This is a genomic window from Streptomyces sp. NPDC051976 (assembly GCF_040680795.1).
Taxonomy (GTDB): domain Bacteria; phylum Actinomycetota; class Actinomycetes; order Streptomycetales; family Streptomycetaceae; genus Actinacidiphila.
On the sequence record NZ_JBFAXL010000066.1, the window covers coordinates 1 to 25,014 of the forward strand.

Here is a 25,014-nt window from a genome sequence, read left to right on the forward strand (position 1 = left end):
GGGACGCGCTGGAGCGGAAGGTCGCCGACGGCACCGCGCTGCCGGCCGACGTGGCCGCGCACGGCCGTGCCGCCCGTACCGCGGCCGGTGAGCTGGGCGGGGGCATAGGGGACCACACGGGAGAGCCGCCCCGAAGGGCGCGCCCTCAGGCCGCGTCGGCGTTCTCCGGGTGGTGGCACGCCACCTGGTGCCCGGTCGCCAGCGCCGTGAGCTTGGGCTCCTCCGTCTTGCACACCTCGGTCGCCTTCCAGCACCGGGTGTGGAAGCGGCAGCCCTTCGGCGGCGCGATGGGCGACGGCACGTCACCGGTGAGCAGGATGCGCTCACGCGACTGGCGCCGCTTGGGGTCGGGCACCGGCACCGCGGACATCAGCGCGTTGGTGTACGGGTGGAACGGCTTGGTGTAGACCGACTCGCGGTCACCGATCTCCACCACCTTGCCCAGGTACATCACCGCGATACGGTCCGAGACGTGCCGGATGACCGACAGGTCGTGCGCGATGATCACATAGGTGAGGCCGAGCTCCGACTGGAGGTCGTCCAGCAGGTTGACCACCTGGGCCTGGATCGACACGTCCAGCGCCGAGACCGGCTCGTCCGCGACGATCAGCTTCGGCTTGAGCGCCAGCGCGCGGGCGATGCCGATGCGCTGCCGCTGGCCGCCGGAGAACTCGTGCGGATAGCGGTTGTAGTGCTCGGGGCTGAGGCCCACCAGCTCCAGGAGGTTCTGCACCTCCTTCTTCACCCCGTTCTCGGTCTGCACGTTCTGCAGCTTGAACGGGGCGCCGACGATGGTGCCGATGGTGTGCCGCGGGTTCAGCGACGAGAACGGGTCCTGGAAGATCATCTGGACGTCACGCCGCATCGGGCGCATCGCCCCGGTGCTCAGGTGGGTGATGTCCCGGCCCTCGAACTCGATCGAACCGCCGGTCGGCTCCAGCAGCCGGGTGATCAGCCGGCCCATGGTGGACTTGCCGCAGCCCGACTCGCCGACCACACCGAGCGTCTCGCCGGCCGCGACCTCGAAGTCGATCCCGTCGACGGCCTGGACGGCGCCGACCTGGCGGCGCAGCAGCCCCTTGGTGATCGGGAAGTGCTTGACCAGCCCGGTCACCTTCAGCAGCGGCTCGCCTGATGCCTGGTGCGGCACCTTGACGTTCTTCTCCAGCGAGGTACTCGCCGACGTTTCGCTCACGGCTTCGTCCTGGCCCTTCACAGCTTCGGCTCTATCTCTTCGGTCCAGATCCGGTTCCGGTCGTCCTCGCTCAGGTGGCAGGCGGCGACATGGCCGGGGGCCACCTCGTGCAGCGCGGGGACGAGCGTCTCGGAGGAGCCGCCGGTCAGCGTGGCGTACGGGCAGCGCGGGTGGAAGGCGCAGCCGGACGGCACGTTGATGAGGCTGGGCGGGGAGCCCTTGACCGGGTTCAGCCGGTCGGTGCGCTCCCGGTCCATCCGCGGCATGGAGCCCAGCAGGCCCCAGGTGTACGGGTGCCGCGGCTCGGTGAAGAGCTTCTGCGCCTCGCCGCGCTCCACGCAGCGGCCCGCGTACATCACCAGCAGGTCGTCGGCGACCTCGGCGACCACGCCGAGGTCGTGCGTGATCATGATGACCGCCGAGCCGAACTCCTTCTGCAGGTCCCGGATGAGGTCCAGGATCTGCGCCTGCACGGTCACGTCGAGCGCCGTGGTGGGCTCGTCCGCGATCAGCAGTTCGGGGTTGTTGACCAGGGACATCGCGATCATCGCGCGCTGCCGCATACCGCCGGAGAACTGGTGCGGGTAGTCGTAGAAGCGCTTGCTGGGCTCGGGGATGCCGACCCGGTCGAGCATCTCGACCGCGCGCGCCGCGGCGACCTTCTTGGGCACCTTGTGGTGCACCCGGTACGCCTCGACGATCTGCGAACCGACGGTGAAGTACGGGTGCATCGCCGACAGCGGGTCCTGGAAGATCATCGCCATCTTGCGGCCCCGCAGGGTCCGTACGTGGTCGGGGGCGGCGTGGACGAGTTCCTCGCCGTCGAGCCAGACCTCGCCGGAGATCTTCGCGCGGGCCGTGCGGTGCAGGCCCATGATGCCCAGCGACGTCACCGACTTGCCGGAGCCCGACTCGCCGACGATGCCGAGGGTACGGCCGCGCTTGAGGTCGAAGCTGAGGCCGTCGACGGACTTGACCAGACCGTCGTCGGTCTCGAAGTGGATCTTCAGGTCACGTACCGAGAGGAAGGCGTCGGTCTGCGCCGCGGGCGCGTCGAGCACCGGCTCGCCGACGGCCTCCTTGACGAGGCTCGCCTTCTCGGGCGTGTTGTCGGCCGTGCTCACGAGAACCTCACCCGGGGGTCGATGGCGGCGTACACGAGGTCCACCAGGAGATTGCTGACGACGATGAAGAACGCGGCGACGAGCGTCACGCCCAGCACGATCGGCAGGTCGTTGTCCTGGACCCCGGCGATGGCGTAGGCACCGATTCCCTTGAACGAGAAGACGTTCTCCGTGATGACCGCGCCGCCGAGGAGCAGGCCGAAGTCCATACCGAAGATCGTCACGATCGGGGTCAGCGCGGCACGCAGCGCGTGCTTGCCGACGACATTGCGTTCCCGCAGGCCCTTGGCTCTGGCGGTACGGATGTAGTCCTCGTTCATCGTCTCCAGCATGCCTGCCCGGGTGAGCCGGGCGTACAGCGCCGAATAGAGGAAGGCGAGGGAACACCATGGCAGGAGGAGGTTCCATGCCCAGTCCGCCGGGTTCTGGGTGAACGGCACATAGTTCACGCCGTTGCTCCACACCGGCCAGGTCACGGTGAACACGCTCAGCGCCAGGATGCCGGTGAAGAAGATCGGCAGGGAGACACCGGTCAGGGCCACCGTCATGGACAGGCGGTCGAAGATCGTGCCCCGCTTGAGCGCGGAGACCACACCGATGGCGACACCGCTGATCAGCCAGATCACCGCGGCACCGATGGCCATCGAGAAGGTGACCGGGATGCGGTCCTTCAGCTGGGGCCACACCTCGACGTGGGACTTGAAGGAGTAACCGAAGCAGGGCGCGTTGCAGTGGGTCGCGTCGGGCCCGAACTTGTAGTCGGCGCCGACGAAGAGCGCCTTGAGGAAGTGCCAGTACTGCTCGTACAGCGGCAGGTCGAACCCGAGGTTCTTCTTGACCGCCAGGATTGATGCCGGGTTGGCGTCCTTGCCCACGTACTGGGTCGCCAACTGAGTCGTGGTCTGCCCGCCCAGGCGGGGGACCAGGAAGAAGATCGCGAAGGTGACTGCGCTGACGACCAGCAGCAGGATCACCGCGGCGAACACGCGTCGAATGATGTACGCAGCCACAACCGTGCGGCGTTCGGGCCCGCCGGGCCGGGGGTCACCCGGCCCGGCGGGACACCGAAGCCTTCACCTGCCTTCCGCTTACTTGGTGGAGGAGCCCGTCAACTACTTGGAGGAGCCCATCAGCAGGTAGTCGTACATACCCAGGTACGCCTGCGTCACCGTGACGTTGGTCGCCGAGGCCGGACGGTAGAGAAGGTTCTTGCGGTACAGCAGCGGCACCACCGAAGCGTTCTCCAGCACCATCTTGTCGATGTCGCCCCAGGCCTTGGTACGGGCCGTGGCGTCGGTGTTGGCGATCGCGTCGGACAGGGCCTTGTTGATGCCCGGGTCGTTCAGCTCCATCAGGTTGTTGCCACCCGAGGGCTTGATCGCGCTGCCGTCGACGATCTGGTCGAGGAAGCCGTAGCCGGTCGGCCAGTCGGCGCCCCACGCCATCATCATCAGGCCCAGCTTGTGGTCGTGCACGTAGCTCGGCACACCCACGTAGTTGGAGAAGTACTTACCGGCCGGGAAGGTCTTGATGTCGGCGTTGATGCCGACCTTCTTCAGCGACTGCTGGATGGCGGTGGCCATCGCGACCTCGGACGGACGGTCGGTACGCGCGGTCAGCGTGGTGCTGAAGCCGCCCGGCTTGCCGCACGCGGTGAGCGCGGCCTTCGCCTTGGTGGCGTCGCCCTTGTTGTCCGCGGACGGGTACAGGTCGAACTTGCTGTAGCCGTTGACCGACGGCGGGAGCAGCGTCGAGGCGATGTCGCCCTTGACGGCGCCACCGGCCGCGTCCTGCACCGAGGACTTGTCGATCGCCCACTGGACGGCCTTGCGGCAGTCCGGGTTGTTGAACGGAGGAACGTTGACGTTCATCGCCAGGTACGAGGTCGCACCGGCGATGGAGTTGTCGCTGCTCTTCTTGTTCTTGGCGCTGGTGAGGATCTTCGGCTGGGTCTGCGGCTGCACACCGGCACCGGCGGCGTCGACAGTGGTGTTGTCGGCGAGCAGGTTGTTGTCGATGGTCAGCGGGTTGACCTTGAACTTCATGACGTACTTGTCCGGCAGCGCGGTACGGACCGGGTCCGTGGACTTGTCCCACTGCGGGTTGCGGACCAGCGTGGCGCCCGAGCCCTCGGTGTACGAGGAGAACATGTAGGGGCCGGTCGACTGGATGTGCTGGACGTACGTCGCGCCGGTGTCCTTCGCGGCCGGCACGGGGGCCGTCTGCGAGAACGTGGCGAGGTAGTCGAAGTCAGCGAAGGGCTTCGCCAGGTGGAAGACGATGGTGGAGTCGTCCGGGGTCTCGATGGACGCGAGCCCGTTGGGGTTCTTGTCCTTGTACGGACCCTGGTACTTGTCGCCACCCGCGAGGTAGGCCTTGAAGTACGTCGGGCCGTTGGCCATGACCTCGGGCGCGAAGTTGCTGCGCTCGATCGCGTACTTGACGTCCTTGGACGTCACCGGGGTGCCGTCCTGGAACTTGACGCCCTTGCGGAGCGTGTAGGTCCAGGTCTTGGCGTCCGGGCTGGCCTTGCCCAGGCCCGTCGCCAGGTCGGGGACCAGGGTCAGGCCGTCCTTGCCCGCGGCGGGCTTGAAGGTCAGCAGGGTGCGACCGTAGAGGCGGGAGACGTTCTGCACCCAGCCGTAGTACGTGTTGCCCGGGTCCAGGGAGTCCGGCACGTCGGAGTCCTCCATCGTGACCGTCCCCCCCTTCTTGGTGGACGCGTTCACGATGCTGGTGAGCGCCGCGTCGGTGCCGGAGGCGGAGCTGCCGCCCTTCGACCCGCTGCCCTTCGAGTTGTCACTGCTGCTGCTGTTGCAGGCGGATGCTCCCAAGGCGAGTGCCGTGGCAAGCGCCAGCGCCGCTGTCGCTTTTCTGCTGTTCATGCCGAGGAAAGCCCCCTCGTTCGATGGATTGTGCATTAAAGAAAGCGGACTGCGCTGATGGCGCCGCTGGTCACTTGCTGCGGGGGTCGAGGGCGTCTCGCAGCCCGTCGCCCAGCAGGTTGAACGCCAGGACCGTGACGAAGATGGCGATGCCCGGTACGAACATGTACTGGGGATCGGCCTGGAATACGTCGACGGCGCTGGTGAGCATGTTGCCCCAGGAGGCCTGGGGCGGAGAGATACCGACCCCGAGGAAGCTGAGCGCCGCCTCGAAGAGGATGTTGGTCGGGATCAGGAGCGTGGAGTACACGAGGATCGGTGCCACGAGGTTGGGCAGCAGCTCGCGGAAGAGGATGAACGGTCCGCGGGCGCCCAGGCTGCGGGCGGCCTCCACGAACTCGCGCTCCCGGAGGCTGAGCGTCTGGCCTCGGACGATGCGGCCCATGTACGGCCAGTTGAAGAAGCCGATCACGAAGATCAGCACGCAGATCCGCAGCGGCAGCCCGTTGAGGCCGAAGGCGCCGTCCTGCAGGGACGCGGAGATGGAGATCGCGAAGAGCAGCAGCGGGAACGCCAGGAAGGTGTCCATCAGCCGGCTGATAACGCTGTCGACCCAGCCGCCGTAGTACCCGGCGATGATGCCGAGGACGGTGCCGATCACGTTGGAGAGGATCGTCGCGCCGGTGGCGACCACCAGCGAGATCCAGGAGCCCTCGATCGTGCGGGCGAGCAGGTCCCGGCCGAACTGCGGATCCACACCCAGCGGGTGGTGCCAGCTCATGCCGCCCCAGCCGCCCTTGGGGGCCAGCAGTTCGGGGTTGACCAGGTCCTGGTGGAAGTTGTTCGGGTCGAGCCCGAAGATCGACTCGATGGGCTTGGCGAGCACCGCGAGCAGCACCAGGAGGATCACGACGATCCCGCCGGCCACAGCGACCTTGTCACGTTTGAAGCGCATCCAGGCGATCTGACCGAGGGATCTGCCCTCGATCTCTTTCCGCCCGACCCCGGTGAGGATGGCTTCCGGCTGTGCCTCGGCCTGCCCGCTGGTGGTCTCTATCGGTGCGGTCATGGTGTAGCTGACCCCTCTCGCCGGCGGGTAACCGGCGCGCGCCCGCCGCTGTAGCGGCTTTACTCATCAGTAATGCTGCTGTTCAAGATCTTGAACAGCGAAGGAAGGTAGTGCGGTTGGTGCCAGGTGCTGCAGGTGACGCGGGTAGCGCTCGGAAGCGCAAGCCCTCTGCCGGTGGATTCTTCTGTGATTTCGCGATCACCCGCCAGCCCTCACAGCGAAGGGATGCATAACTGTGATGTGGTGATTCATCTACCGTTACCGACCCGTACCTCGCGGTACGGTCGGACGGTGAACGAGCGGCTGCGCGCGGTATGCGACCTGATGATGCCCATAGTGCGGGAGATGGCGGGGCGCCACGAGTACGACGGCCGGGTGCAGGACCTGTCGCCGGACGGCGTCCGCCGGTCGCTGGCGGCGATGGCTCACGCACGGCGGTCCGGGGGCCGGCTGGAGAGCCCGCACGACGACCGGCACCTCACGGTCTTCGAGGACGCGCTGCGGGTGCAGTACGCCGATCTGGAGCTGCACAGGCGCGACCCGTACCCGCATCTGTCGAACCTCGAACTCGCCTGCTACGACCGGGAGTACGCCTCCGGCAAGGAGCGGGCCAAGGCGCGCCGCAAGCATCTGGCGCAGTGGCCGGAAGCGGTCGAGGGGGCGCTCACCTCGCTGGACCGGGTGAGCGCGCCGGTGGCCGGGGCGCTGCTGGGCGCGGTCCGCGGGCTCGCCGCCGGTCTCGACCCGGCGCAGGGTCCGGAGGCCGCCGCGGCGCTGGCCGCGCACGCCCGGCTGGTCACCCATGTCGAGCGGGCCGCGGAGACCGGCGACCCCGATCCGCGGCTCGGCGGGAAGGCGCTGGCGTCCCTGATGGGCAGTCAGGAAGGGCTGCGGGTGGACCTGTCGGCGCTGGCCGCGGAGGCCCAGCGGGAGCGGGACCGGCTGACCGAGCTGCTGGCCGATTCCTGTCGTGCGTTCGACCCGCACCGCACGGTCGACGAGCTGATCCCCGCACTGCTGGCCGATCACCCGGAGGCCGACGAGGTGATCCCGGAGGCGGCCCGGCTGACCGACGAGGTGATCGCCTTCACCCGGTCCCGCAAACTGGTGCCGTACCTGGACGGGGACTGCCTGGTGGGCCCGGCGCCGCCGTCCCGCCGCTGGGCGATGGCGATGATGAGCTGGGCCGCGCCCGCCGAGGCGGACGCCGCGTCCTGGTACCACGTGACCCCGCCCGAGCCGGACTGGCCCGAGGACGAGCGCGAGGAGTGGCTGTCGGTTTTCAGCCGTACGAGCCTGCCCTCGATCACCGTCCACGAGGTGGCTCCCGGCCACTTCGCGCACGGCCGGGCGCTGCGCCGGGCCGCCACCCCGGTGCGCCGGGTGCTGCACGGGCTGTCCTTCTGCGAGGGCTGGGCGCACTACGTGGAGGAGGTCTGCCTGGAGGAGGGCTTCCGGTCGCGTGACCCGCGCTTCGCGATCGGTGTCGCCCTGGAGGCGCTGGTCCGGGTCACCCGGCTGACGTGCGCGATCGGGCTGCACACCGGGGCGATGGATCTGGAGGAGGCCACCCAGCTCTTCATCCGGGACGCGCACCTGGCGCGGGCGGGCGCCGCCTCGGAGGCCCGCCGCGGCACCTTCGACGCGGGCTACGGCCGCTACACCTGGGGGAAGCTGGAGATCATGCGGCTGCGCGAACGCGCCCGCCGCTCCTGGGGAAAGGACTTCTCCCTCCCCCGCTTCCACACCGCGCTGCTCTCACTGGGCAGTCCGCCGCTCGGGCTGATGGACGCCGCGCTCACCGCCGCGACCCCCGACCCGCGCAAGAAGAAGCACCGCCACCACGGCTCAGCGGGCTGACCCCTGCGGGCCCCAGCCCGCGCCGCCGCCGTACGCCTCGCGGTCGAAGAAGGGCTGGCCGTTGGCGCGCATCCACATGGCGACCGGGTCGTAGCCGTCGGCCATGGCGACCGTGGAGACGGCCAGGCCCTCGGGGACACCGCCGACGGCCTGCTGCATCATCAGCCGGACCGACTCGACGGCCTGCGGCGAGGCGTCGTAGACCTCGACCCCGATGGCCAGGTACGGCTCCCCCACGGCGGGCTGCACCCAGGCACGGCGCAGCGCCCGTACCGCGGGGGTGCGGTGGGCGGCCTGGGCCAGGAGCGCGTAGAACTGCGGGATCTGCAGGGACGGTTCGCCGATCTGCAGCGGTCCCGCGGGCAGCAGGTCCAGGCCGCCCGCGATCCGCCGCAGGTCGAGCCAGGGGATGCCGACGCCGCCGCCGTGGGCGTGCGGATTGAGCCACAGGCCCCAGCGGTCGGGGAACAGTGTCAGGGCGATGTCGCGGCCGGAGACCACCTCGTGGTCACGGGTCCAGCCGCTGGCGGCCAGCTCCCGCGGGGAGGTGACGCAGGGCGCGTAGCCGTGGCCGCCGATCTCCAGGTTGCCGTACTGGGCGTCGGGCGAGCCCGGCGTGCCGTGCCAGAGCAGCATCCACACCTGGCCGTCGGCCAGCGACGCGAGCAGGTTCTCGTATGCGTCGAACCGGCCGGGAGCCACCTGGAGGAGCATCTGCTCCAGGTGTCCGGCCGCCGCCGCACCGCCTTGCGCGCCCGCGATCACGTGGGACCGCTCCTTCCCCTGTTTCGGTCTGCTCGTCCGGTCCGTCCGGTCCGTGCCGTCCGTCCGGCGCACACGGGTGCGCCGGACGCCATCAAAGCAGGTCGTGTGTGCGTGGCGCAGCGGCGTCCACGCCCGGGTGCTCAGCCGTGTCCGCCGTCGCGGGCGAAGAACGGCGCCACGGTCTCCAGCATCCAGTCGGCGACCGGGTCCTGTGCCACGTCCAGCAGGATCAGATGCACCTGCCACGGGCACGGCACGGCGCCGAGCGCGCGGCCGATGGCGTCCATGGCGGCCGCCCGGTCGGCCTCCTGCCATCGGTCCAGCTCCACCCCGACGAAGAGCGCGGGTGCGTCCTCCTCGACGACGGCCAGCGCGCGGCGGGCGGTGAGCACCACGGGGGTGACGGCGAACTCGCCGGCCGCGGCGGCCAGGAAGTCCACCGGCTCCTCGTGGTGCTCGGGCTCCCACAGCCGGACCCGGGCGCCGGTCGGGCGGGCGCCGGGGTCGCCGCCGGCGCCGCGGTCCCGGCACAGGTCGGCCACGGCGGCGGGCGGCAGCGGCACGCCCACGGCGCCGCCGGGGTTCACGGCGATGCCGACCAGCGGGGGCAGCCCGCGGGCGAACTCATGGACCGGCGCGACGGCGCAGGGCATCCCGTCGGCCGCCTTCCGGAACTGGTGCTCGGAGCTGAAGACCGGCACATAGGGCGCGCCCTCCAGCTCCACGGTGGGCAGGTCGAAGCCGGGCTGGTGCGGCGCGGCGCCGTTCGGCAGCGGCACCCACACCCGGGAGCGGCCGAGCACCTCCAGCAGCCGCGGGGTGGCCGAGGGGTTGCCGAGGCTCGCGGTGAGCACCTCTTCCAGCTCGTTGGCCGGCCATACGTACGCCGCCGGATTGTCCATGTCCACCCTTGTCCCACCCTTGTGCCACAGCCCTGCCCGGAAACCCTAGCGGGCCGGGGGCCCGCCGCCCCGGCGATCGTGCAATGATGAGCGCCACAACTTGCATACCGGCCGTTGGAGGCCGCGCGGGAGAGTCCAGGCCCCCTGACCGGGGCCGGGCGCCGAAGGAGCAAGTCCTCCCTTGAATCTCTCAGGCACAGATACCGCGCGGGCGAGGCAGATCTGAAAAGCGGACGGACCCTGCGGGGGCCGTCCCACCCAAGGTGCAAGCCGCGGCCCGCGAGGGTCACGGTGAACCTCTCAGGTTCCGATGACAGATGGGGAGGCCAGGGCCCGCGGGCTCTGGCCACGCCACATCCGTCCTGTGCCGTCACTTCAGCATCTGGAGCCCCGCCGATGAGCCAGCCCCATCCTCCCCGCCGTACCGCGCTGGACGCCCTGCACCGCGCGCTGGGCGCGACCATGACCGACTTCGCGGGCTGGGACATGCCGCTGCGGTACGCCAGCGAGCGCGACGAGCACCTGGCGGTCCGCACCCGCGCCGGCCTGTTCGACCTCTCACACATGGGCGAGATCACCGTCACGGGACCGCAGGCCGGTGAGGCGCTGGACTACGCGCTGGTCGGCCATCTGTCAGCGCTCGCCGTGGGCCGGGCCCGCTACACGATGATCTGCGCGGCCGACGGCGGCATCCTGGACGACCTGATCGTGTACCGGCTCGCCGAGCAGGAGTACATGATCGTCGCGAACGCCTCCAACGCCCAGGTGGTGCTGGACGCCGTCACCGAGCGGGCCGCCGGTTTCGCGGGCGCCGAGGTGCGCGACGACCGGGACGCGTACGCGCTGATCGCCGTCCAGGGCCCGGAGGCGCCCGGCATCCTGAAGTCGCTGACCGACGCCGACCTGGACGGGCTGAAGTACTACGCGGGCCTGCCCGGGACGGTCGCCGGGGTGCCCGCGCTGATCGCGCGTACCGGCTACACCGGCGAGGACGGCTTCGAGCTGTTCTCGGCGCCCGCCGACGCCGAGAAGCTGTGGCAGGCGATCACCGAGGCGGGCGCGGACGCGGGCCTGGTGCCGTGCGGTCTGTCCTGCCGTGACACGCTCCGCCTGGAGGCGGGCATGCCGCTGTACGGGCACGAGCTGACCACCGCGCTGACGCCGTTCGACGCCGGTCTCGGCCGGGTGGTGAAGTTCGACAAGCCCGGTGACTTCGTCGGCCGCGAGGCGCTGGCGGCGGCGGCCGAGAAGGCCGCGGCGGTCCCGCCGCGCAAGCTCGTCGGGCTGATCGCCGAGGGCCGCCGGGTGCCGCGCGCGGGCCACCCGGTGACCGACGCCGAGGGCGCGGTCATCGGCGAGGTCACCTCCGGCGCGCCGTCCCCGACCCTGGGGGTGCCGCTGGCGATGGCGTACGTGGACGCCGCGCACGCCGCGCCCGGCTCGGCGGGGGTGGCGGTCGACATCCGCGGCACCCACGAGCCGCACCGGGTGGTCGCCCTGCCGTTCTACAAGCGTGAGCGCTGACCCGCGCGGCCGCGCAGGTCAGCCCACCGACCCACCGCTTCCCGTACGACCCACCGCCTGCCGTCGCCCGGCGCGCGAGCACCCCTTCACATCCGGGAGAATTCCGTCATGAGCATCAACCCTGAGAACCTGCGTTACAGCAAGGAGCACGAGTGGCTCTCCGCCGCCACGGACGGGGTCGCGACGGTGGGCATCACCTCGCACGCCGCCGACGCGCTGGGCGACGTGGTCTTCGTGCAGCTCCCCACGGTGGGCGACACGGTGGCCGCGGGTGAGACCTGCGGCGAGCTGGAGTCCACCAAGTCCGTCAGCGACCTCTACTCCCCGGTCTCCGGTGAGGTCACCGAGATCAACCAGGACGTCGCCGACGACCCGGCCCTGGTGAACACCGCCGCCTTCGAGGGCGGCTGGCTGTTCAAGGTGCGGGTCTCCGAGGACCCGGCGGACCTGCTCTCCGCCGCCGAATACGACGCGTTCATCGAGGGCTGAGGAGATTCCCGTGTCGCTGCTCGACCAGTCCCTGCACGAGTTCGACCCGGACGTCGCCGCCGCCGTCGACGCCGAGCTGCACCGGCAGCAGTCCACCCTCGAGATGATCGCGTCGGAGAACTTCGCTCCGGTCTCGGTCCTGGAGGCGCAGGGCTCGGTGCTGACCAACAAGTACGCCGAGGGCTACCCCGGGCGCCGCTACTACGGCGGCTGCGAGCACGTCGACGTGATCGAGCAGCTCGCCATCGACCGGGTGAAGGCGCTCTTCGGCGCGGAGGCGGCGAACGTCCAGCCGCACTCGGGCGCGCAGGCCAACGCGGCCGCGATGTTCGCCCTGCTCAACCCGGGTGACACCATCCTGGGCCTGAGCCTGGCGCACGGCGGCCACCTCACCCACGGCATGAAGATCAACTTCTCCGGCAAGCTCTACAAGGTCGCCGCCTACCACGTCGACGAGCAGACCAACCTGGTCGACATGGCCGAGGTCGAGCGGCTGGCCAAGGAGCACCGCCCGAAGCTGATCGTGGCGGGCTGGTCGGCGTACCCGCGGCAGCTCGACTTCGCCGAGTTCCGCCGGATCGCGGACGAGGTCGGCGCCTACCTGATGGTCGACATGGCGCACTTCGCGGGCCTGGTCGCGGCCGGGCTGCACCCCTCCCCCGTGCCGTACGCGGACGTGGTCACCACCACGACCCACAAGACGCTGGGCGGCCCGCGCGGCGGTGTGATCCTGTCCAAGGCCGAGCTGGCGAAGAAGATCAACTCCGCGGTCTTCCCCGGCCAGCAGGGCGGCCCGCTGGAGCATGTGATCGCCGGAAAGGCGGTGGCGTTCAAGGCCGCGGCCACCGACGACTTCAAGGACCGCCAGGCGCGTACGCTGGAAGGCGCGAAGATCCTGGCCGAGCGCCTGGTCCAGCCGGACCTGGCCGAGGTGGGCGTCTCCGTACTGTCCGGCGGCACGGACGTGCACCTGGTCCTGGTCGACCTGCGTGACTCCGCGCTCGACGGGCAGCAGGCCGAGGACCGGCTGCACGAGGTCGGCATCACCGTCAACCGCAACGCCATCCCGAACGACCCGCGGCCCCCGATGGTCACCTCGGGTCTGCGGATCGGCACCCCGGCGCTGGCCACCCGCGGCTTCGGCCCGGACGACTTCCGCGAGGTCGCGGATGTCATCGCCACCGCTCTGAAGGCCCCGTCGCCGTTCAGCGACGGCGACCGCACCGCGCTGCGCGACCGTGTCTCGGCACTGGCCGCGAAGCACCCGCTGTACCCCGGGCTGAGCAAGTAGCCCTGGACCCGCACCACCGGGCGGGGCCGCCGCGCACCGGCGGCCCCGCCCGACACACCCCGGCGGACAAGGGCGTCCGCATCAAGCGAGGAGTGCGTTACCCGTGGCCATTTCGGTCTTCGATCTGTTCTCGATCGGCATAGGCCCGTCGAGCTCGCACACCGTGGGCCCGATGCGGGCCGCCGGGATCTTCGTCCACCGGCTGAAGAACGAGGGTCTGCTGACCCATACCGCCTCGGTGCGTGCCGAGCTGTTCGGTTCGCTGGGCGCGACCGGGCACGGGCACGGCACGCCGAAGGCGGTGCTGCTGGGGTTGTCGGGGCGTTCACCGCGGACGGTGGATGTGGAGGCCGCCGACGACGAGGTGGCCGCGATCCACGCCTCGGGCCGGCTGTCTCTGCTGGGGGCGCACGAGATCGCCTTCGACCCGGCGACGCAGCTGGTGCTGCACCGGCGCAAGTCGCTGCCCTACCACGCCAACGGGATGATGCTCTTCGCCTACGACGCCGACGGCGGTGTGCTGCTGGAGAAGACGTACTACTCGGTCGGCGGCGGCTTCGTGGTGGACGAGGAGGCGGTCGGCGAGGACCGGATCAAGCTCGACGACACCGTGCTGCGCCACCCGTTCCGCACCGGCGACGAACTCCTGCGCCTGTCGCACGAGACGGGGCTGTCGATCTCGGCGCTGATGCTGGAGAACGAGAAGGCCTGGCGCGGTGAGGCCGAGATCCGGGCCGGGCTGCTGGAGATCTGGCAGACCATGCAGGGCTGCGTGCAGCGCGGGATGTCGCGCGAGGGCATCCTGCCCGGCGGGCTGAAGGTCCGCCGCCGCGCCGCCCAGTCCGCCCGCCAGCTGCGCGCCGAGGGTGACCCGACCGCGCACGCCATGGAGTGGGTGACCCTGTACGCGATGGCGGTCAACGAGGAGAACGCCGCGGGCGGCCGGGTGGTGACCGCGCCGACGAACGGGGCGGCCGGGATCATTCCGGCGGTGCTGCACTACTACCTGAACTTCGTCGCGCACCGCTCCACGCAGGCCGAGCAGGAGGACGCCATCGTGCGCTACCTGCTGGCGGCGGGGGCGATCGGGATGCTGTTCAAGGAGAACGCCTCCATCTCGGGTGCGGAGGTGGGCTGCCAGGGCGAGGTCGGCTCGGCGTGCTCGATGGCCGCCGGCGGTCTGGCGGAGGTGCTGGGCGGCTCGGTGGAGCAGGTGGAGAACGCCGCCGAGATCGGGATGGAGCACAACCTCGGCCTGACCTGCGACCCGGTGGGCGGTCTGGTGCAGATCCCGTGCATCGAGCGCAACGGCATGGCGGCGGTCAAGGCGATCACCGCGGCGAAGATGGCGATGCGCGGCGACGGCCGCCACCACGTCTCCCTGGACAAGGTCATCAAGACCATGAAGGAGACCGGCGCCGACATGAAGATCAAGTACAAGGAGACCGCACGCGGCGGCCTCGCCGTCAACGTCATCGAATGCTGAGGCCGTAGACCGCGCCGCCCCGCTTCCCAGGTGTCGGGAGGCGGGGCGGCGGCGTTCCCGGTCGGGCGTCAGTTGGGCAGCGACCAGACCTGGTTGACCTGGAGGTTTCCGCAGCCCCAGATCTCCAGCGGGGTGGTGTCGGCCGAGCCGCCGCCCTGGACGTCGAGGCAGAGCCCGGTGGAGGTGCGCAGGGTGCCGTCGGCGGTGGGGGTCCACGCCTGCGTGGCGGCGCCCGAGCAGGTGGCGAGGGTGGCGCGGGTGCCGGCCGTGGTGCCGTCGGCGGTCAGGCACTTGCCCAGTGACCGCACCGTACGGTCGGAGCCCAGGGTCCAGCGCTGGTTGGCCGTGCCGCCGCAGGTGTAGAGGATCACCGGGGTGCCGTCGGCGGTGCCGCTGCCGGAGACGTCGGCGCACTTGGCGCCGTTGCCGGTGAGCTGGCCGGTGGGGACGGCGGGGCCGCAGCCCTGGCCGGGGGTGATCCGCCAGATCGCGGTGCCGTGGGCGGGGACGGTCGCGGTGAGCGCGCCACCGGCAGCGACGGTGGAACTGGTCCCGGTCCACAGGTTCCTGGCGCTGACCGCGCAGCCGGACAGGCCGACACCGGACAGCGGCTGGCTCACCGTCTGCGCGGTGGAGCCGCGGTTGAGCACCGCGACCGCGCGGTCGCCGTTGGCCAGCGGCCTGGCCAGCACGTCGGTGGAGGACGAGCTGGACACCACGCCCGCTTGGTGGCCCGCGCTGTCCTGGTCGACCGCGAGCAGACCGCTGTTGCCGAGCGCCGACACGATCGCCGGGGAGAGGGCGCCCACGTCGGAGGAGAGGATCATCGGCGCCGCCATCATCGACCAGAGCGCGACCTGGCTACGGGACTCGTCGTCGGTGAGCCCGCCCGCGCCGGCGATGAGGAAGTCGGGGTCGTTCCAGTTGCCGGGCTTGGCGTAGCGGCCGATCCAGCGGTTGTAGCCGTAGTTCGCCATGACGCTCGGCCAGCGGTTGATCGTCGGCTGGGAGGCGTTGAAGATCTTGATGTCCCAGCCCTCGCGCCAGAGCTGGCCGTCCAGGCCGGTCCAGGAGAGCACCGAGAACCACGACGGGCTGCCCCACTCGCCGTTCTGGAAGTACGCGGGCGCGGACTCGGAGAAGACGATGTCGCGGCCCGAGGAGCGCAGCGCGGCCGACTGGGCGTCGTACGCCTGCCGGTACGCCTGCTCCTGGGTCTGGCCGGGAGCGACGTACAGGTTGCAGCCGTCGAGCTTGAGGTAGTCCACGCCCCAGGAGGCGTAGGTCGCCGCGTCGTGGGCGAAGTGGTCGGCGCCGCCGCCCTGCGGCTGGCCGCTGCCGGGGTAGCCGCCGCAGGTGGACGATCCGGCGTCCTCGTAGATGCCGAACTTCAGGCCGCGCGCGTGCAGATACGCGCCCAGCCAGGCCATGCCGTGCGGGAACTTCACCGGGTCGGCGACGAGGGTGCCGGAGGCGTCGCGCGCGTGCGTCATCCAGCAGTCGTCCACGGTCACCGTGCGATAGCCCTTGGCGGCGAGGCCGGTGGAGACCAGGGCGTCGGCGTTGGCGGTGACGATCTGCTCGGTGACGTCGCACTGGTAGTGGGCCCAGTCGTTCCAGCCCATCGGCGGGGTCGGCGCGAGCAGCGAGGCGGTCGCGGCGGGAGCGGCAGCCGCGGCATGAGCGGCGGGAGCCGCGGACCCGGACGACGCGGACGGAGACGTGGCACTGGCGGCGGAGGCGGTGAACGGAAGACACAGCAGCGCGGCGGTCAACGCCACCCGCGCGGTACGACGGCTTCGTGAGCGGTGGGGGCGGGGCACGGGGGTACTCCTGACGCTGGTAGCGGGCTCGGGGAGAAGCAGGCTGGAGCGTGTGCCGGTGGGGCGGACGAGGAGTGCGGTACTGCGCAATGATGCGCAGCCGCTGCGCGTAACTGTCAATATGGCGGCTTGAACGATCAAATTCACTCACGCAGTGCAGACGGGCCACGCGGCTGTATCGGCCTACGGCTCCTTCCCTCGCAGTCAGTCCGATAAATGCTGAATTGCGCTGATTGTCCTTCAGTATCAAGCAGAGTGCGGCGTACTGACGCAGGCTCACCGACTGCGTACCCCGTCATGTGCGACGCTGTGCGGACCAAAAAGCTGCGAGCAGACGCAATCGAGGAGAACGCCCGTGTCCAGGGACGCCCGGTGGACCGCACTTCTGGATCTCCTGGCCGAGCACGGTCGCTTGGAGGTGGACGACGCCGCGCTCGCGCTGAACGTCTCGACCGCCACCATCCGCCGGGATCTCGACCAGCTCTCCGAGCAGCAGATGCTCACCCGCACCCGCGGCGGCGCGGTCGCCCACGGCGTCTCCTACGAGCTGCCGCTGCGCTACCGGACGGCCCGGCAGGCGTCGCAGAAGCAGCGGATCGGCACCGCGGTGGCCGCGATCGTCACCGCCGGGGACGTCGTCGGCTTCACCGGCGGCACCACGACCACCGAGGTGGCCAGGGCGCTCGCACTGCGCGGCGACATCGCGGCGGCCGGCACCCCGGGCACGGGCACCACGGTCGGCCAGCCGGTGCTCACCGTGGTGACCAACGCGCTCAACATCGCCAACGAGCTGGTGATCCGGCCGCAGATCAAGATCGTGGTCACCGGCGGAGTCGCCCGCCCCCAGTCGTACGAGCTGACCGGGCCGCTGGCCCGGGGCGTGCTGCAGGAGATCACCCTGGACATCGCGGTGCTCGGCGTCGACGCCATCGACCCCGAGCGCGGCGCCTACGCGCACCACGAGGACGAGGCGAGCATCAACCGGCTGCTGGCCGAGCGGGCGCAGCGCGTGGTGGTGGCCGCCGACGCCTCCAAGTTCACCAAGCGGGCCTTCGCCAGGATCTGCGGCGCCGAGACCGTCGACGCGCTGATCACGGACGACGCCATCGCACCGGAGACGATCGCCCGTTTCGAGGACGCAGGGATCGCCGTCACGGTGGTCTGACCCACCGCCAGATCGGGCCGGATCGCGCCGCCGTCAACGCGTACCCGGCCGAAAACAACCCAGATTTAACCTGGACGCTCCTTCTACGACGGGGTCTACGCGCGTATCTTGAGCGATCGCGCCTCCTCCGCCACCGCGGTTGACGCGCTGTCATCTTCACTCTCCCGCAGACCGCTCCGCATGAAGGAGACCCTCTCGGTGTCGCACAACTCCGGGGCCACGCCCCGCCCCGCCAGACCCGGCTCGGCCGGGAACCGCAAGCGGCTCGTCTCGATCGGGATAGCGGGCGCTGTCGTCCTCGCGGCCGTGGGCGTGCACAGCGCCTTCGCGACGCCCTCGGCCGACGGCCTGATCTCCGAGGTGTACGGAGGCGGCGGCAACTCCGGCGCCACGTACACCAATGACTTCATCGAGCTGGCGAACGCCGGTTCCGCGCCGCTGGACCTCACCGGCTGGACCGTGCAGTATCTGCCGGGCGCCCCGACCGCCACGTCCAAGTGGCAGGTCACCGCGCTGACCGGCTCACTGGGCGCGGGCGGGCGCTACCTCGTCGGCGAGGGCGCGGGCACCGGCGGGACGACCCCGCTGCCGACGCCGGACGCGAGCGGCGCCATCAACATGTCGGGGACCACCGGCACCGTGGCCCTGGTGCACGGCACCGACCCGCTGACCTGTGTGACGGCCGCCGACTGCGCCGCCGACACCACCATCCGCGACCTGGTGGGCTACGGCACCGCGGTGGTGCACGAGGGCAGCGGCCCGGCGGCCGGGGCGAGCAACACCGCCTCCGTGGCCAGGACTTCGCCGACCGACTCGGACGACAACGCAGCCGACTTCACCGCGGGAGCGCCCACCCCGGGCGCCGCGGGCACCGGCGGCGGCCCGACGGGCACCCCGACCTCCACGCCGACCACCACCGCCCCGCCCACGACGCCGCCGCCGACCACGACGCCGCCGACCGAGGCGAAGATCCACGACATCCAGGGCATCACCCGCTACTCGCCGCTGGCGGGCAAGGCGGTCACCGGCGCGACCGGCATCGTCACGGGAGTGCGCACCTACGGCTCGTCCAAGGGCTTCTGGATGCAGGACCCGAACCCGGACGCCGATCCCCGTACCAGCGAGGGCATCTTCGTCTACACCAGCTCCGCGCCGACCGTCGCCGTGGGCGACAGCGTCTCGGTGGCCGCTACGGTCTCGGAGTTCTACCCGGGCGGCTCCTCGGCCGGTGAGCAGTCCGTCACCGAGCTGACCAAGCCGACGGTCACCAAGGTCTCCTCCGGCAACGCCGTGCCCGCGCCCGTGGTGCTCGACCGGCGCGACGTGCCGGACGCCTTCGTGCCGAGCGTCGGCGGCGGCACCATCGCCGATCTGCCGCTGCGGCCCGCGGACTTCGCGCTGGACCTGTACGCCTCGCTCGAGGGCATGAACGTGCGGATCTCCGACGCCCGCGTCGTCGGCGCCACCGACAAGTACTCCGAGCTGTGGGTGACGGTGAAGCCGGGCCAGAACCCGACCCGGCGCGGCGGCACCCTCTACACCGGCTACGACCAGCCCAACTCCGGCCGCCTGATGGTGCAGTCGCTGATCCCGACCGCCACCGAGGCGTTCCCGACGGCCAACGTCGGCGACACCCTCACCGGCGACACCACCGGGCCGCTGGACTACAACCAGTTCGCCGGTACGTACACGGTGGTGGCGAACACGCTCGGCACCGTCAGCAGCGGCGGCATCCAGCCCGAGGTCACCGACCGGGCCGCTTCCGACCAGGCGACGCTGGCGACGTACAACGTGGAGAACCTGGCGCCGGACAACGACCCGGCGAAGTTCGCCCGGCTGGCCACCGGCCTGGTCACCAACCTGCGCTCGCCCGACGTGGTGGCGCTGGAGGAGATCCAGGACAACAGCGGCGCCACCGACGACGGCACGGTCGCCGCGGACCAGACGCTGAAGAAGCTCACCGACGCCATCGTGGCGGCGGGCGGCCCGCAGTACTCCTGGCGTGAGATCGACCCGGTCAACGACAAGGACGGCGGCCAGCCCGGCGGCAACATCCGCCAGGCGTTCCTCTACAACCCGCTGCGGGTGAGCTTCACCGACCGCCCCGGCGGCGACTCCACCACCGCGGTCGGCATCACCGGCACCGGCGACAGCACCGCGCTGACCGCCTCGCCCGGCCGGATCGACCCGGGCAACGAGGCGTGGAACGACAGCCGCAAGCCGCTGGCCGGTGAGTTCACCTTCCGCGGCAAGAAGCTCTTCGTGATCGCCAACCACTTCGACAGCAAGGGCGGCGACCAGGGCATCGACAGCCGCTTCCAGCCGCCGGTGCGCAGCTCCGAGGTGCAGCGGGTGAAGCAGGCCATCGCCGAGCACGACTTCCTCCAGCGGCTGGAGAGCGCGGACCACAACGCGCGCGTCGTCGTCCTGGGCGACCTGAACGACTACCAGTTCTCGCCCGCGGTGCAGAGCCTGACCGGCAACGGCTCGGTCCTCACCGACCTGGTGAACACGCTGCCCAAGCAGGAGCGTTACTCCTACGTCTACGAGGGCAACTCGCAGGTGCTCGACCACATCCTGGTGAGCCCGAACCTGCGGCACGTCGAGTACGACGTGGTGCACATCAACTCGGAGTTCGCCAACCAGACGAGCGACCACGACCCGCAGGTGGTGCGGTTCAAGCCGTGACGTACGGCAGTTGAGGCGCCAGGCGGGCGGACCGGGGTTTCCCGGTCCGCCCGTCGCCTTCTGACGTGCGGGTGTTGAACGAATTCTTGACGCGAGCATTCAAGGGTTATAGACATCATCCTGACTGAGAGAGCGCTCTCACAGCGCCCACCTGCACGGTCCCCCACCCGGTCAGACAGGAGTACCCCGCATGTCCACCGGACACGCATCAGGTCAGGAACAAACCGCCGCCGGGAGCCCCTCCCCCGGACGGCACCGCGGTCGCCGTTCCCGGGTCCGCCTCACCCTCGCGGCGCTGGCCGTCGGCGCGTTGAGCGTCACGGGCCTCACCGTCGCGGCCTCGCCCGGCGGCGCGGCCGTCCCGGCGGCGGGCGTCCACCCCGCGGCGGCCGCCGCGCCGGGCGCCGTCCCCGGACCGCCCTCCGGCTTCACCACCACCTGGAGCGACGACTTCAACGGCGCCTCGGGCACCGGGGTCGACGGCGGCAACTGGAAGTACGACACCGGGCCGGGCAGCAGCTTCGGCACCGGTGAGATCGAGACGATGACCAACAGCACCTCCAACGTCTACCAGGACGGCAACGGCCATCTGGTGCTGAAGGCACTGCACTCGGGCACCGACCCGCGCTCCGGCTGGACCTCGGGCCGGATCGAGACCCAGGCGGCGACCTTCGGGGCGCCTCCCGGCGGCGTCGTGATGATGCAGTCGTCGATCCAGCAGCCGAACCTCACCACGGCCAACGGCGCCGGGTACTGGCCCGCGTTCTGGATGCTCGGCTCGCCGCTGCGCGCCGGGGTCTCCTGGCCGGGCTCCGGCGAGGTCGACATCCTGGAGGACATCAACAGCCGCAGCTCCGTCTTCGGCACCCTGCACTGCGGGGTGAACCCGGGCGGGCCGTGCAACGAGTCCACCGGTATCGGCAGCGGTGAACGTGCCTGCTCCGGCTGCCAGTCGGCGTACCACACCTACGCGGTGCAGATCGACCGCTCGGTCTCGCCCGAGCAGATCCGCTGGTACCTGGACGGCAACAACTACTTCACCGTCAACGCCAACCAGGTCGACGCCACCACCTGGGCCAACGCGGTCGACCACCCGTTCTTCATCATCTACGACCTGGCGATGGGCGGCGGCTTCCCCGACGCGTTCGGCGGCGGCCCCAACGCGGCGACCGTCTCCGGCGGCCAGATGAACATCGACTACGTGGCCGTCTACAACAAGACCCCCGGCGGCAGTGGCGGCGCGACGCTGCTCTCCCAGGGCCACCCGGCGACGTCGTCGTCCACCGAGAACGCGAGCTTCCCCGCCTCGGCCGCGGTCGACGGCAACACCGGCACCCGCTGGTCCAGCGCCTTCGCCGACCCGCAGTGGCTCCGGGTCGACCTCGGCGCCACGCACAGCATCAGCCAGGTGAAGCTGAACTGGGAGGCCGCCTACGCCAAGGCGTTCCAGATCCAGACGTCCAACGACGGCACCAACTGGACGACGGTCTACTCCACGACCACCGGCACCGGGGGCAACCAGACCCTCAATGTCAGCGGGTCGGGCCGCTATGTGCGGATGTACGGCACCCAGCGCGGCACGCCGTACGGCTACTCGCTGTACGAGTTCCAGGTGCTCGGCAGCTGACCGCACCCTCACGTCGGCCGACCCCGTCCCGACCGCGTCCGGGGTCGGCCGACCGTACGACCGCTGTGACGGGGAGGGCGGGCCGGACCTGGTGTCCGGCCCGCCTCGGCGTTTTCCGCCCGCTCGCCCGCTCGCCCGCTCGCCCGCTCAGCGCGGGGCGCGGTCCGGCGCTTCGAGGAAGGCGAACTGGGCGCACTTGCCGGGCACTTCGGCCTGCGGCCCGAGGGTGAAGCCGGTCCTGACCAGGCGGTCGACGGCGCGGGCGTTGCGGGCGTCGGGTTCGACGACGATCCGGCGGCAGTCCGGGTCCGACAGGACGAAGGCCAGGAAGACCGACAGCAGGGCGGCGGTGAAGCCGGGTTCGCGCTCCCCCGCCGCCGGGCCGATCAGCAGATGGACGCCGACGTCGCCGGGACGCGCCGCGTAGCACTCGCCGATCGGGTCGGCCTGCGGCAGATAGGTCTGGAAGAGCGCGGCGGGGGCGTCGTCGCGGTACGCCAGATAGGCGTGGTGGGTGCTGAGCGCGTCGAGGGAGGAGTAGATCTCGTGGACGCGCGCCCGGTCGGCGCCGCCCATCCCCCAGAACACGGCCCGCTCCTGGGTGACCCAGGCGTGGATGAGCGCGCTGTCCCGGTCGGGGTCGACGGGGGCGAGGTGTACGGTGCCGAAGCCGTCGACCTGCCGTACGTACACGGGGGCGCGGCGGGCGCGGGGGTCACTGGTCATGGTGCTCCTGCCGGAGAAGGGCCCAGTCGGTGACGACGGGGACGAGGTCGCCGCGCAGCCACAGCGGCAGCTGGTCGCGGTGGTGGGGCGTGCCGGGCACACCGCTCGCGCCGAACGGCACGATCCAGCGGCTCTCCGCGCGGTCGGCCAAATCCCAGACGTAGCGGGCGGCGGGTCCGCGCGGGCTGTGGTGGGTGACGCCGGGGACGCTGCTGGTGGACAGCACGCAGTCGTGGTCGCCGGCCAGGCCGGGTTCGGCCGCGGGACCGTCCGGGGGGAGCGCCCGCCAGGGTGCCAGCCGGTGCAACTCGCCCCACGGCGCCTGCTCGCGGCAGTCCGGCGCGACCTTCTCCAGCGCCGCGGCGACCAGCCCGGGCAGGGCGGCGGCGGGCAGCGGGCCGCCGGTCAGCAGGGACTCCAGCGCGAAGGCGACCCGCGGCAGCAGGGCCAACCAGGGCAGGAAGAGGTCGGGACACACCGCCCCGTCGCCGCCCGGCCGGTCCATGCCGGTTGCCAGGGCGGTGAGTTCGGGGCGGGCGGCCACGGCTCGTACGACCTCGGCGCGCAGCGTGGCGTAGGCGGCGGCGTCCGCGCTGTCGGCGGCCATCCGGCGGTCCCAGCGCAGCAGCCGCTCCCGCAGCCGGGCGGCGTCGTCGCTGAGCGGTCCGGGCAGCGCGGCGACCAGGTCGAGCAGCGTCGCCGCGGAGTCGAGCCGGGTGTCGGTGTGGACCGCCGCCATGTCCTTCGCGGTCCAGGTGGCCGACCCGGCCAGCAACCGCCGGATGCGGCGGGCCCGGTGGGGTGCGGCGAACTCCACGCCGAGCGGTGCGGCGAACCCTCGCTCGTTGGCCATCACCGCGAGCCCGTCGGTGACGGCGGCGCGCGGCAGCGGGGTGTGCCAGCCGCGCCAGGCGTGCCCGGGTTCCCAGGCCGGGACCACCCGCAGCCCGTTGTCGCGGTGGCGGACCGGGACCAGGCCCGCGACGCGGTGCAGGACGCCACCGCGGGTGTCAGCGGCCTGGACCACGTTGACCGGCTCCACCCAGCGGTCCATGGCCCGGTCGACGTCCGCGACGGTGGTCGCCCGCAGCAGCGCGGGGAGGGCGGCGAACCCGAGCGCGCCGCTCACCCGCGCCGGGCAGCGCAGACTGACGGCGGTCGCGGTGCCGACCGTCCCCGGACCGTCCGGTTCCGGGCCGTCCGGCCAGGCGTTGCCCTGCCCCGGACCGTCCGGTCTCGGGCCGAACAGCCCCGGATCGTCCAGCCAGGCGTTGCTCTGCCCCGCGGCGTGCAGCCGCGCGCCTTCCCGCCGGGCGCCCTCCGGTCCCGCGGCTTGCGGTAGCGCGGCGTCCAGCCAGGCGCCCTCCAGTCCCGCGGCGTGCAGCCGTGCGGCGTCCAGCCCTGCGGCGTGCAGCCCGGAATCGTTCACCCCGCCGATCACGACCGGGCCGCGGGCGGTCTCGATCACCTCGCAGCTGACCGGGGCGGCGCCCGCGACCTCGATGGTCTCGGTGCGGGACAGCTCCACCGGCCGCCAGCCGTCGGGGCCGAGTGCCTCGACCACCGGCTCGCCGCCGTGGTCGCGGCGGCGCAGGCGTTCGCGGTAGAGGTCCTGGTAGTCGGCCATGGCGTGGGTGATCGACCAGGCGACGCCTCCGGTGTGGCCGAAGTGCGCGATGCCGGGGACACCGGGGACGGCCAGGCCGACGACGTCGAACTCCGGGCAGGCCAGATGGATCTGCTGGTAGACGCCGGGTTCCTCGATGAACCGGTGCGGGTCCCCGGCGAGCAGCGCCCCGCCGCCGGCCGTACGGTCGCCGGTGACCAGCCAGCCGTTGCTGCCCGCGGTGCCGGGGCCGTCGGTGGCGAAGTGCGGTACGGCGTCGGCGCCGAGCCGCCGGGCGACCGCGTCGCGCCAGAGCTTGGCGGGGAAGCCCGCGAAGAGGATGTGGGCGGAGAGCCAGAGCGCCAGCGGCGTCCAGGGGTGCCAGCGGCCGGGGCGGAGTCCCGCGGCGGCGAACTCCGGTGCGCGGGCGGCCCCTTCGGCGAGTCCGGCGTTGACCCCGTCGGCATAGGCGCCGACCCAGGCGGCGGTGGCCGGGTCGAGGGCGCGGTGGCAGCGCCTGGCGGTGTCGTCGAGGAGCGCCCTGCGGGCGAAGCGGTCCCAGTCCACGGCGTCGGGGCCGAGGAAGGCGGCGGTGGTGCCCTGCGCCCGGTGTCGCTCGACCTCGATCTGCCAGGCCCGGTCGGCGGCGGCGTTACGGCCCTGGAGGTGGGCGAGTTCCGCGGCGTTTCCGGCGCGCAGATGCGGTATCCCCCAGGCGTCCCGGTACACCTCGCCGCCCACCGCGACCACCCCCCTTGAGTTAGGTAAGGCTACCCTAACTCAAGGGGG

Annotated in this window: 18 protein-coding genes and 1 riboswitch; of the genes, 8 read left to right on the forward strand and 10 right to left on the reverse strand. The window is 71.3% G+C overall.

The features are described from left to right. Positions 1–145: 145 nt before the first annotated feature. The 5 genes from AB0M29_RS38400 to AB0M29_RS38420 form a co-directional block, all read right to left on the reverse strand. Positions 146–1,168, reverse strand: a complete 1,023-nt coding sequence (locus AB0M29_RS38400) for a dipeptide ABC transporter ATP-binding protein (RefSeq protein WP_365391475.1) — start codon at positions 1,166–1,168, stop codon at positions 146–148. Between the two features lie 44 nt (positions 1,169–1,212). Further along, on the reverse strand, positions 1,213–2,256 hold the full coding sequence (locus AB0M29_RS38405; protein WP_365391476.1) for an ABC transporter ATP-binding protein: 1,044 nt from the start codon (positions 2,254–2,256) through the stop codon (positions 1,213–1,215). A 59-nt stretch (positions 2,257–2,315) separates the two neighbouring features. Then, positions 2,316–3,329, reverse strand: a complete 1,014-nt coding sequence (locus tag AB0M29_RS38410) for an ABC transporter permease (RefSeq protein ID WP_365391448.1) — start codon at positions 3,327–3,329, stop codon at positions 2,316–2,318. A gap of 102 nt (positions 3,330–3,431) precedes the next feature. Beyond that, positions 3,432–5,204, reverse strand: coding sequence for an ABC transporter substrate-binding protein (locus tag AB0M29_RS38415; protein WP_365391449.1), 1,773 nt, complete (start codon positions 5,202–5,204; stop codon positions 3,432–3,434). A 70-nt stretch (positions 5,205–5,274) separates the two neighbouring features. Next, positions 5,275–6,273, reverse strand: a complete 999-nt coding sequence (locus AB0M29_RS38420; protein ID WP_365391450.1) for an ABC transporter permease — start codon at positions 6,271–6,273, stop codon at positions 5,275–5,277. Positions 6,274–6,564: 291 nt separating this feature from the next. On the opposite strand from AB0M29_RS38420, the gene AB0M29_RS38425 reads away from it, so the two are divergent. Next, positions 6,565–8,133 carry a DUF885 family protein gene (locus AB0M29_RS38425; protein ID WP_365391451.1) on the forward strand — a complete coding sequence of 523 codons (1,569 nt, stop codon included), beginning with the start codon at positions 6,565–6,567 and terminating at the stop codon, positions 8,131–8,133. Here the strand turns inward: AB0M29_RS38425 and AB0M29_RS38430 are convergent. Next, on the reverse strand, positions 8,122–8,847 hold the full coding sequence (locus AB0M29_RS38430) for an enhanced serine sensitivity protein SseB C-terminal domain-containing protein (RefSeq protein ID WP_365391477.1): 726 nt from the start codon (positions 8,845–8,847) through the stop codon (positions 8,122–8,124). The two genes, AB0M29_RS38425 and AB0M29_RS38430, sit on opposite strands and share 12 nt — an antisense overlap. A gap of 191 nt (positions 8,848–9,038) precedes the next feature. Next, positions 9,039–9,800, reverse strand: coding sequence for an enhanced serine sensitivity protein SseB (locus AB0M29_RS38435; RefSeq protein WP_365391452.1), 762 nt, complete (start codon positions 9,798–9,800; stop codon positions 9,039–9,041). 116 nt (positions 9,801–9,916) lie between these two features. After that, positions 9,917–10,016, forward strand: a riboswitch (glycine riboswitch). A gap of 180 nt (positions 10,017–10,196) precedes the next feature. On the opposite strand from AB0M29_RS38435, the gene gcvT reads away from it, so the two are divergent. The 4 genes from gcvT (at position 10,197) to AB0M29_RS38455 (ending at position 14,590) form a co-directional block, all read left to right on the forward strand. Next, the gene (gene gcvT, locus AB0M29_RS38440; protein ID WP_365391453.1) at positions 10,197–11,324 is read left to right on the forward strand and encodes a glycine cleavage system aminomethyltransferase GcvT; all 1,128 of its coding nucleotides are present in this window, start codon (positions 10,197–10,199) and stop codon (positions 11,322–11,324) included. 108 nt (positions 11,325–11,432) lie between these two features. Continuing rightward, positions 11,433–11,813: a glycine cleavage system protein GcvH gene (gcvH, locus tag AB0M29_RS38445; protein ID WP_365391454.1), complete on the forward strand. Its 381-nt coding sequence runs from the start codon at positions 11,433–11,435 to the stop codon at positions 11,811–11,813. A 10-nt stretch (positions 11,814–11,823) separates the two neighbouring features. Next, complete coding sequence (glyA, locus tag AB0M29_RS38450) at positions 11,824–13,104, forward strand: serine hydroxymethyltransferase (protein WP_365391455.1); 1,281 nt, start codon at positions 11,824–11,826, stop codon at positions 13,102–13,104. Between the two features lie 103 nt (positions 13,105–13,207). Next, entirely contained in the window at positions 13,208–14,590 is a 1,383-nt protein-coding gene (locus AB0M29_RS38455) for an L-serine ammonia-lyase (RefSeq protein ID WP_365391456.1), read from the forward strand. Between the two features lie 68 nt (positions 14,591–14,658). Here AB0M29_RS38455 and AB0M29_RS38460 read toward each other — a convergent pair whose 3' ends face one another. Continuing rightward, on the reverse strand, positions 14,659–16,413 hold the full coding sequence (locus AB0M29_RS38460) for a ricin-type beta-trefoil lectin domain protein (RefSeq protein WP_365391457.1): 1,755 nt from the start codon (positions 16,411–16,413) through the stop codon (positions 14,659–14,661). 355 nt (positions 16,414–16,768) lie between these two features. Between AB0M29_RS38460 and AB0M29_RS38465 the strand changes: the two genes are divergently transcribed. The 3 genes from AB0M29_RS38465 to AB0M29_RS38475 all read left to right on the forward strand — a co-directional run bounded on the left by AB0M29_RS38465 (position 16,769) and on the right by AB0M29_RS38475 (position 21,893). Further along, positions 16,769–17,578: a DeoR/GlpR family DNA-binding transcription regulator gene (locus tag AB0M29_RS38465; protein ID WP_365391458.1), complete on the forward strand. Its 810-nt coding sequence runs from the start codon at positions 16,769–16,771 to the stop codon at positions 17,576–17,578. Positions 17,579–17,758: 180 nt separating this feature from the next. Then, complete coding sequence (locus tag AB0M29_RS38470; protein ID WP_365391459.1) at positions 17,759–20,266, forward strand: endonuclease/exonuclease/phosphatase family protein; 2,508 nt, start codon at positions 17,759–17,761, stop codon at positions 20,264–20,266. Between the two features lie 190 nt (positions 20,267–20,456). After that, entirely contained in the window at positions 20,457–21,893 is a 1,437-nt protein-coding gene (locus AB0M29_RS38475) for a discoidin domain-containing protein (RefSeq protein ID WP_365391460.1), read from the forward strand. A gap of 147 nt (positions 21,894–22,040) precedes the next feature. Here AB0M29_RS38475 and AB0M29_RS38480 read toward each other — a convergent pair whose 3' ends face one another. Beyond that, positions 22,041–22,619, reverse strand: a complete 579-nt coding sequence (locus AB0M29_RS38480) for a GNAT family N-acetyltransferase (RefSeq protein ID WP_365391461.1) — start codon at positions 22,617–22,619, stop codon at positions 22,041–22,043. Next, positions 22,609–24,966: a penicillin acylase family protein gene (locus AB0M29_RS38485; protein ID WP_365391462.1), complete on the reverse strand. Its 2,358-nt coding sequence runs from the start codon at positions 24,964–24,966 to the stop codon at positions 22,609–22,611. The genes AB0M29_RS38480 and AB0M29_RS38485 overlap by 11 nt, the downstream gene beginning before the upstream one ends. Positions 24,967–25,014: the final 48 nt, after the last annotated feature.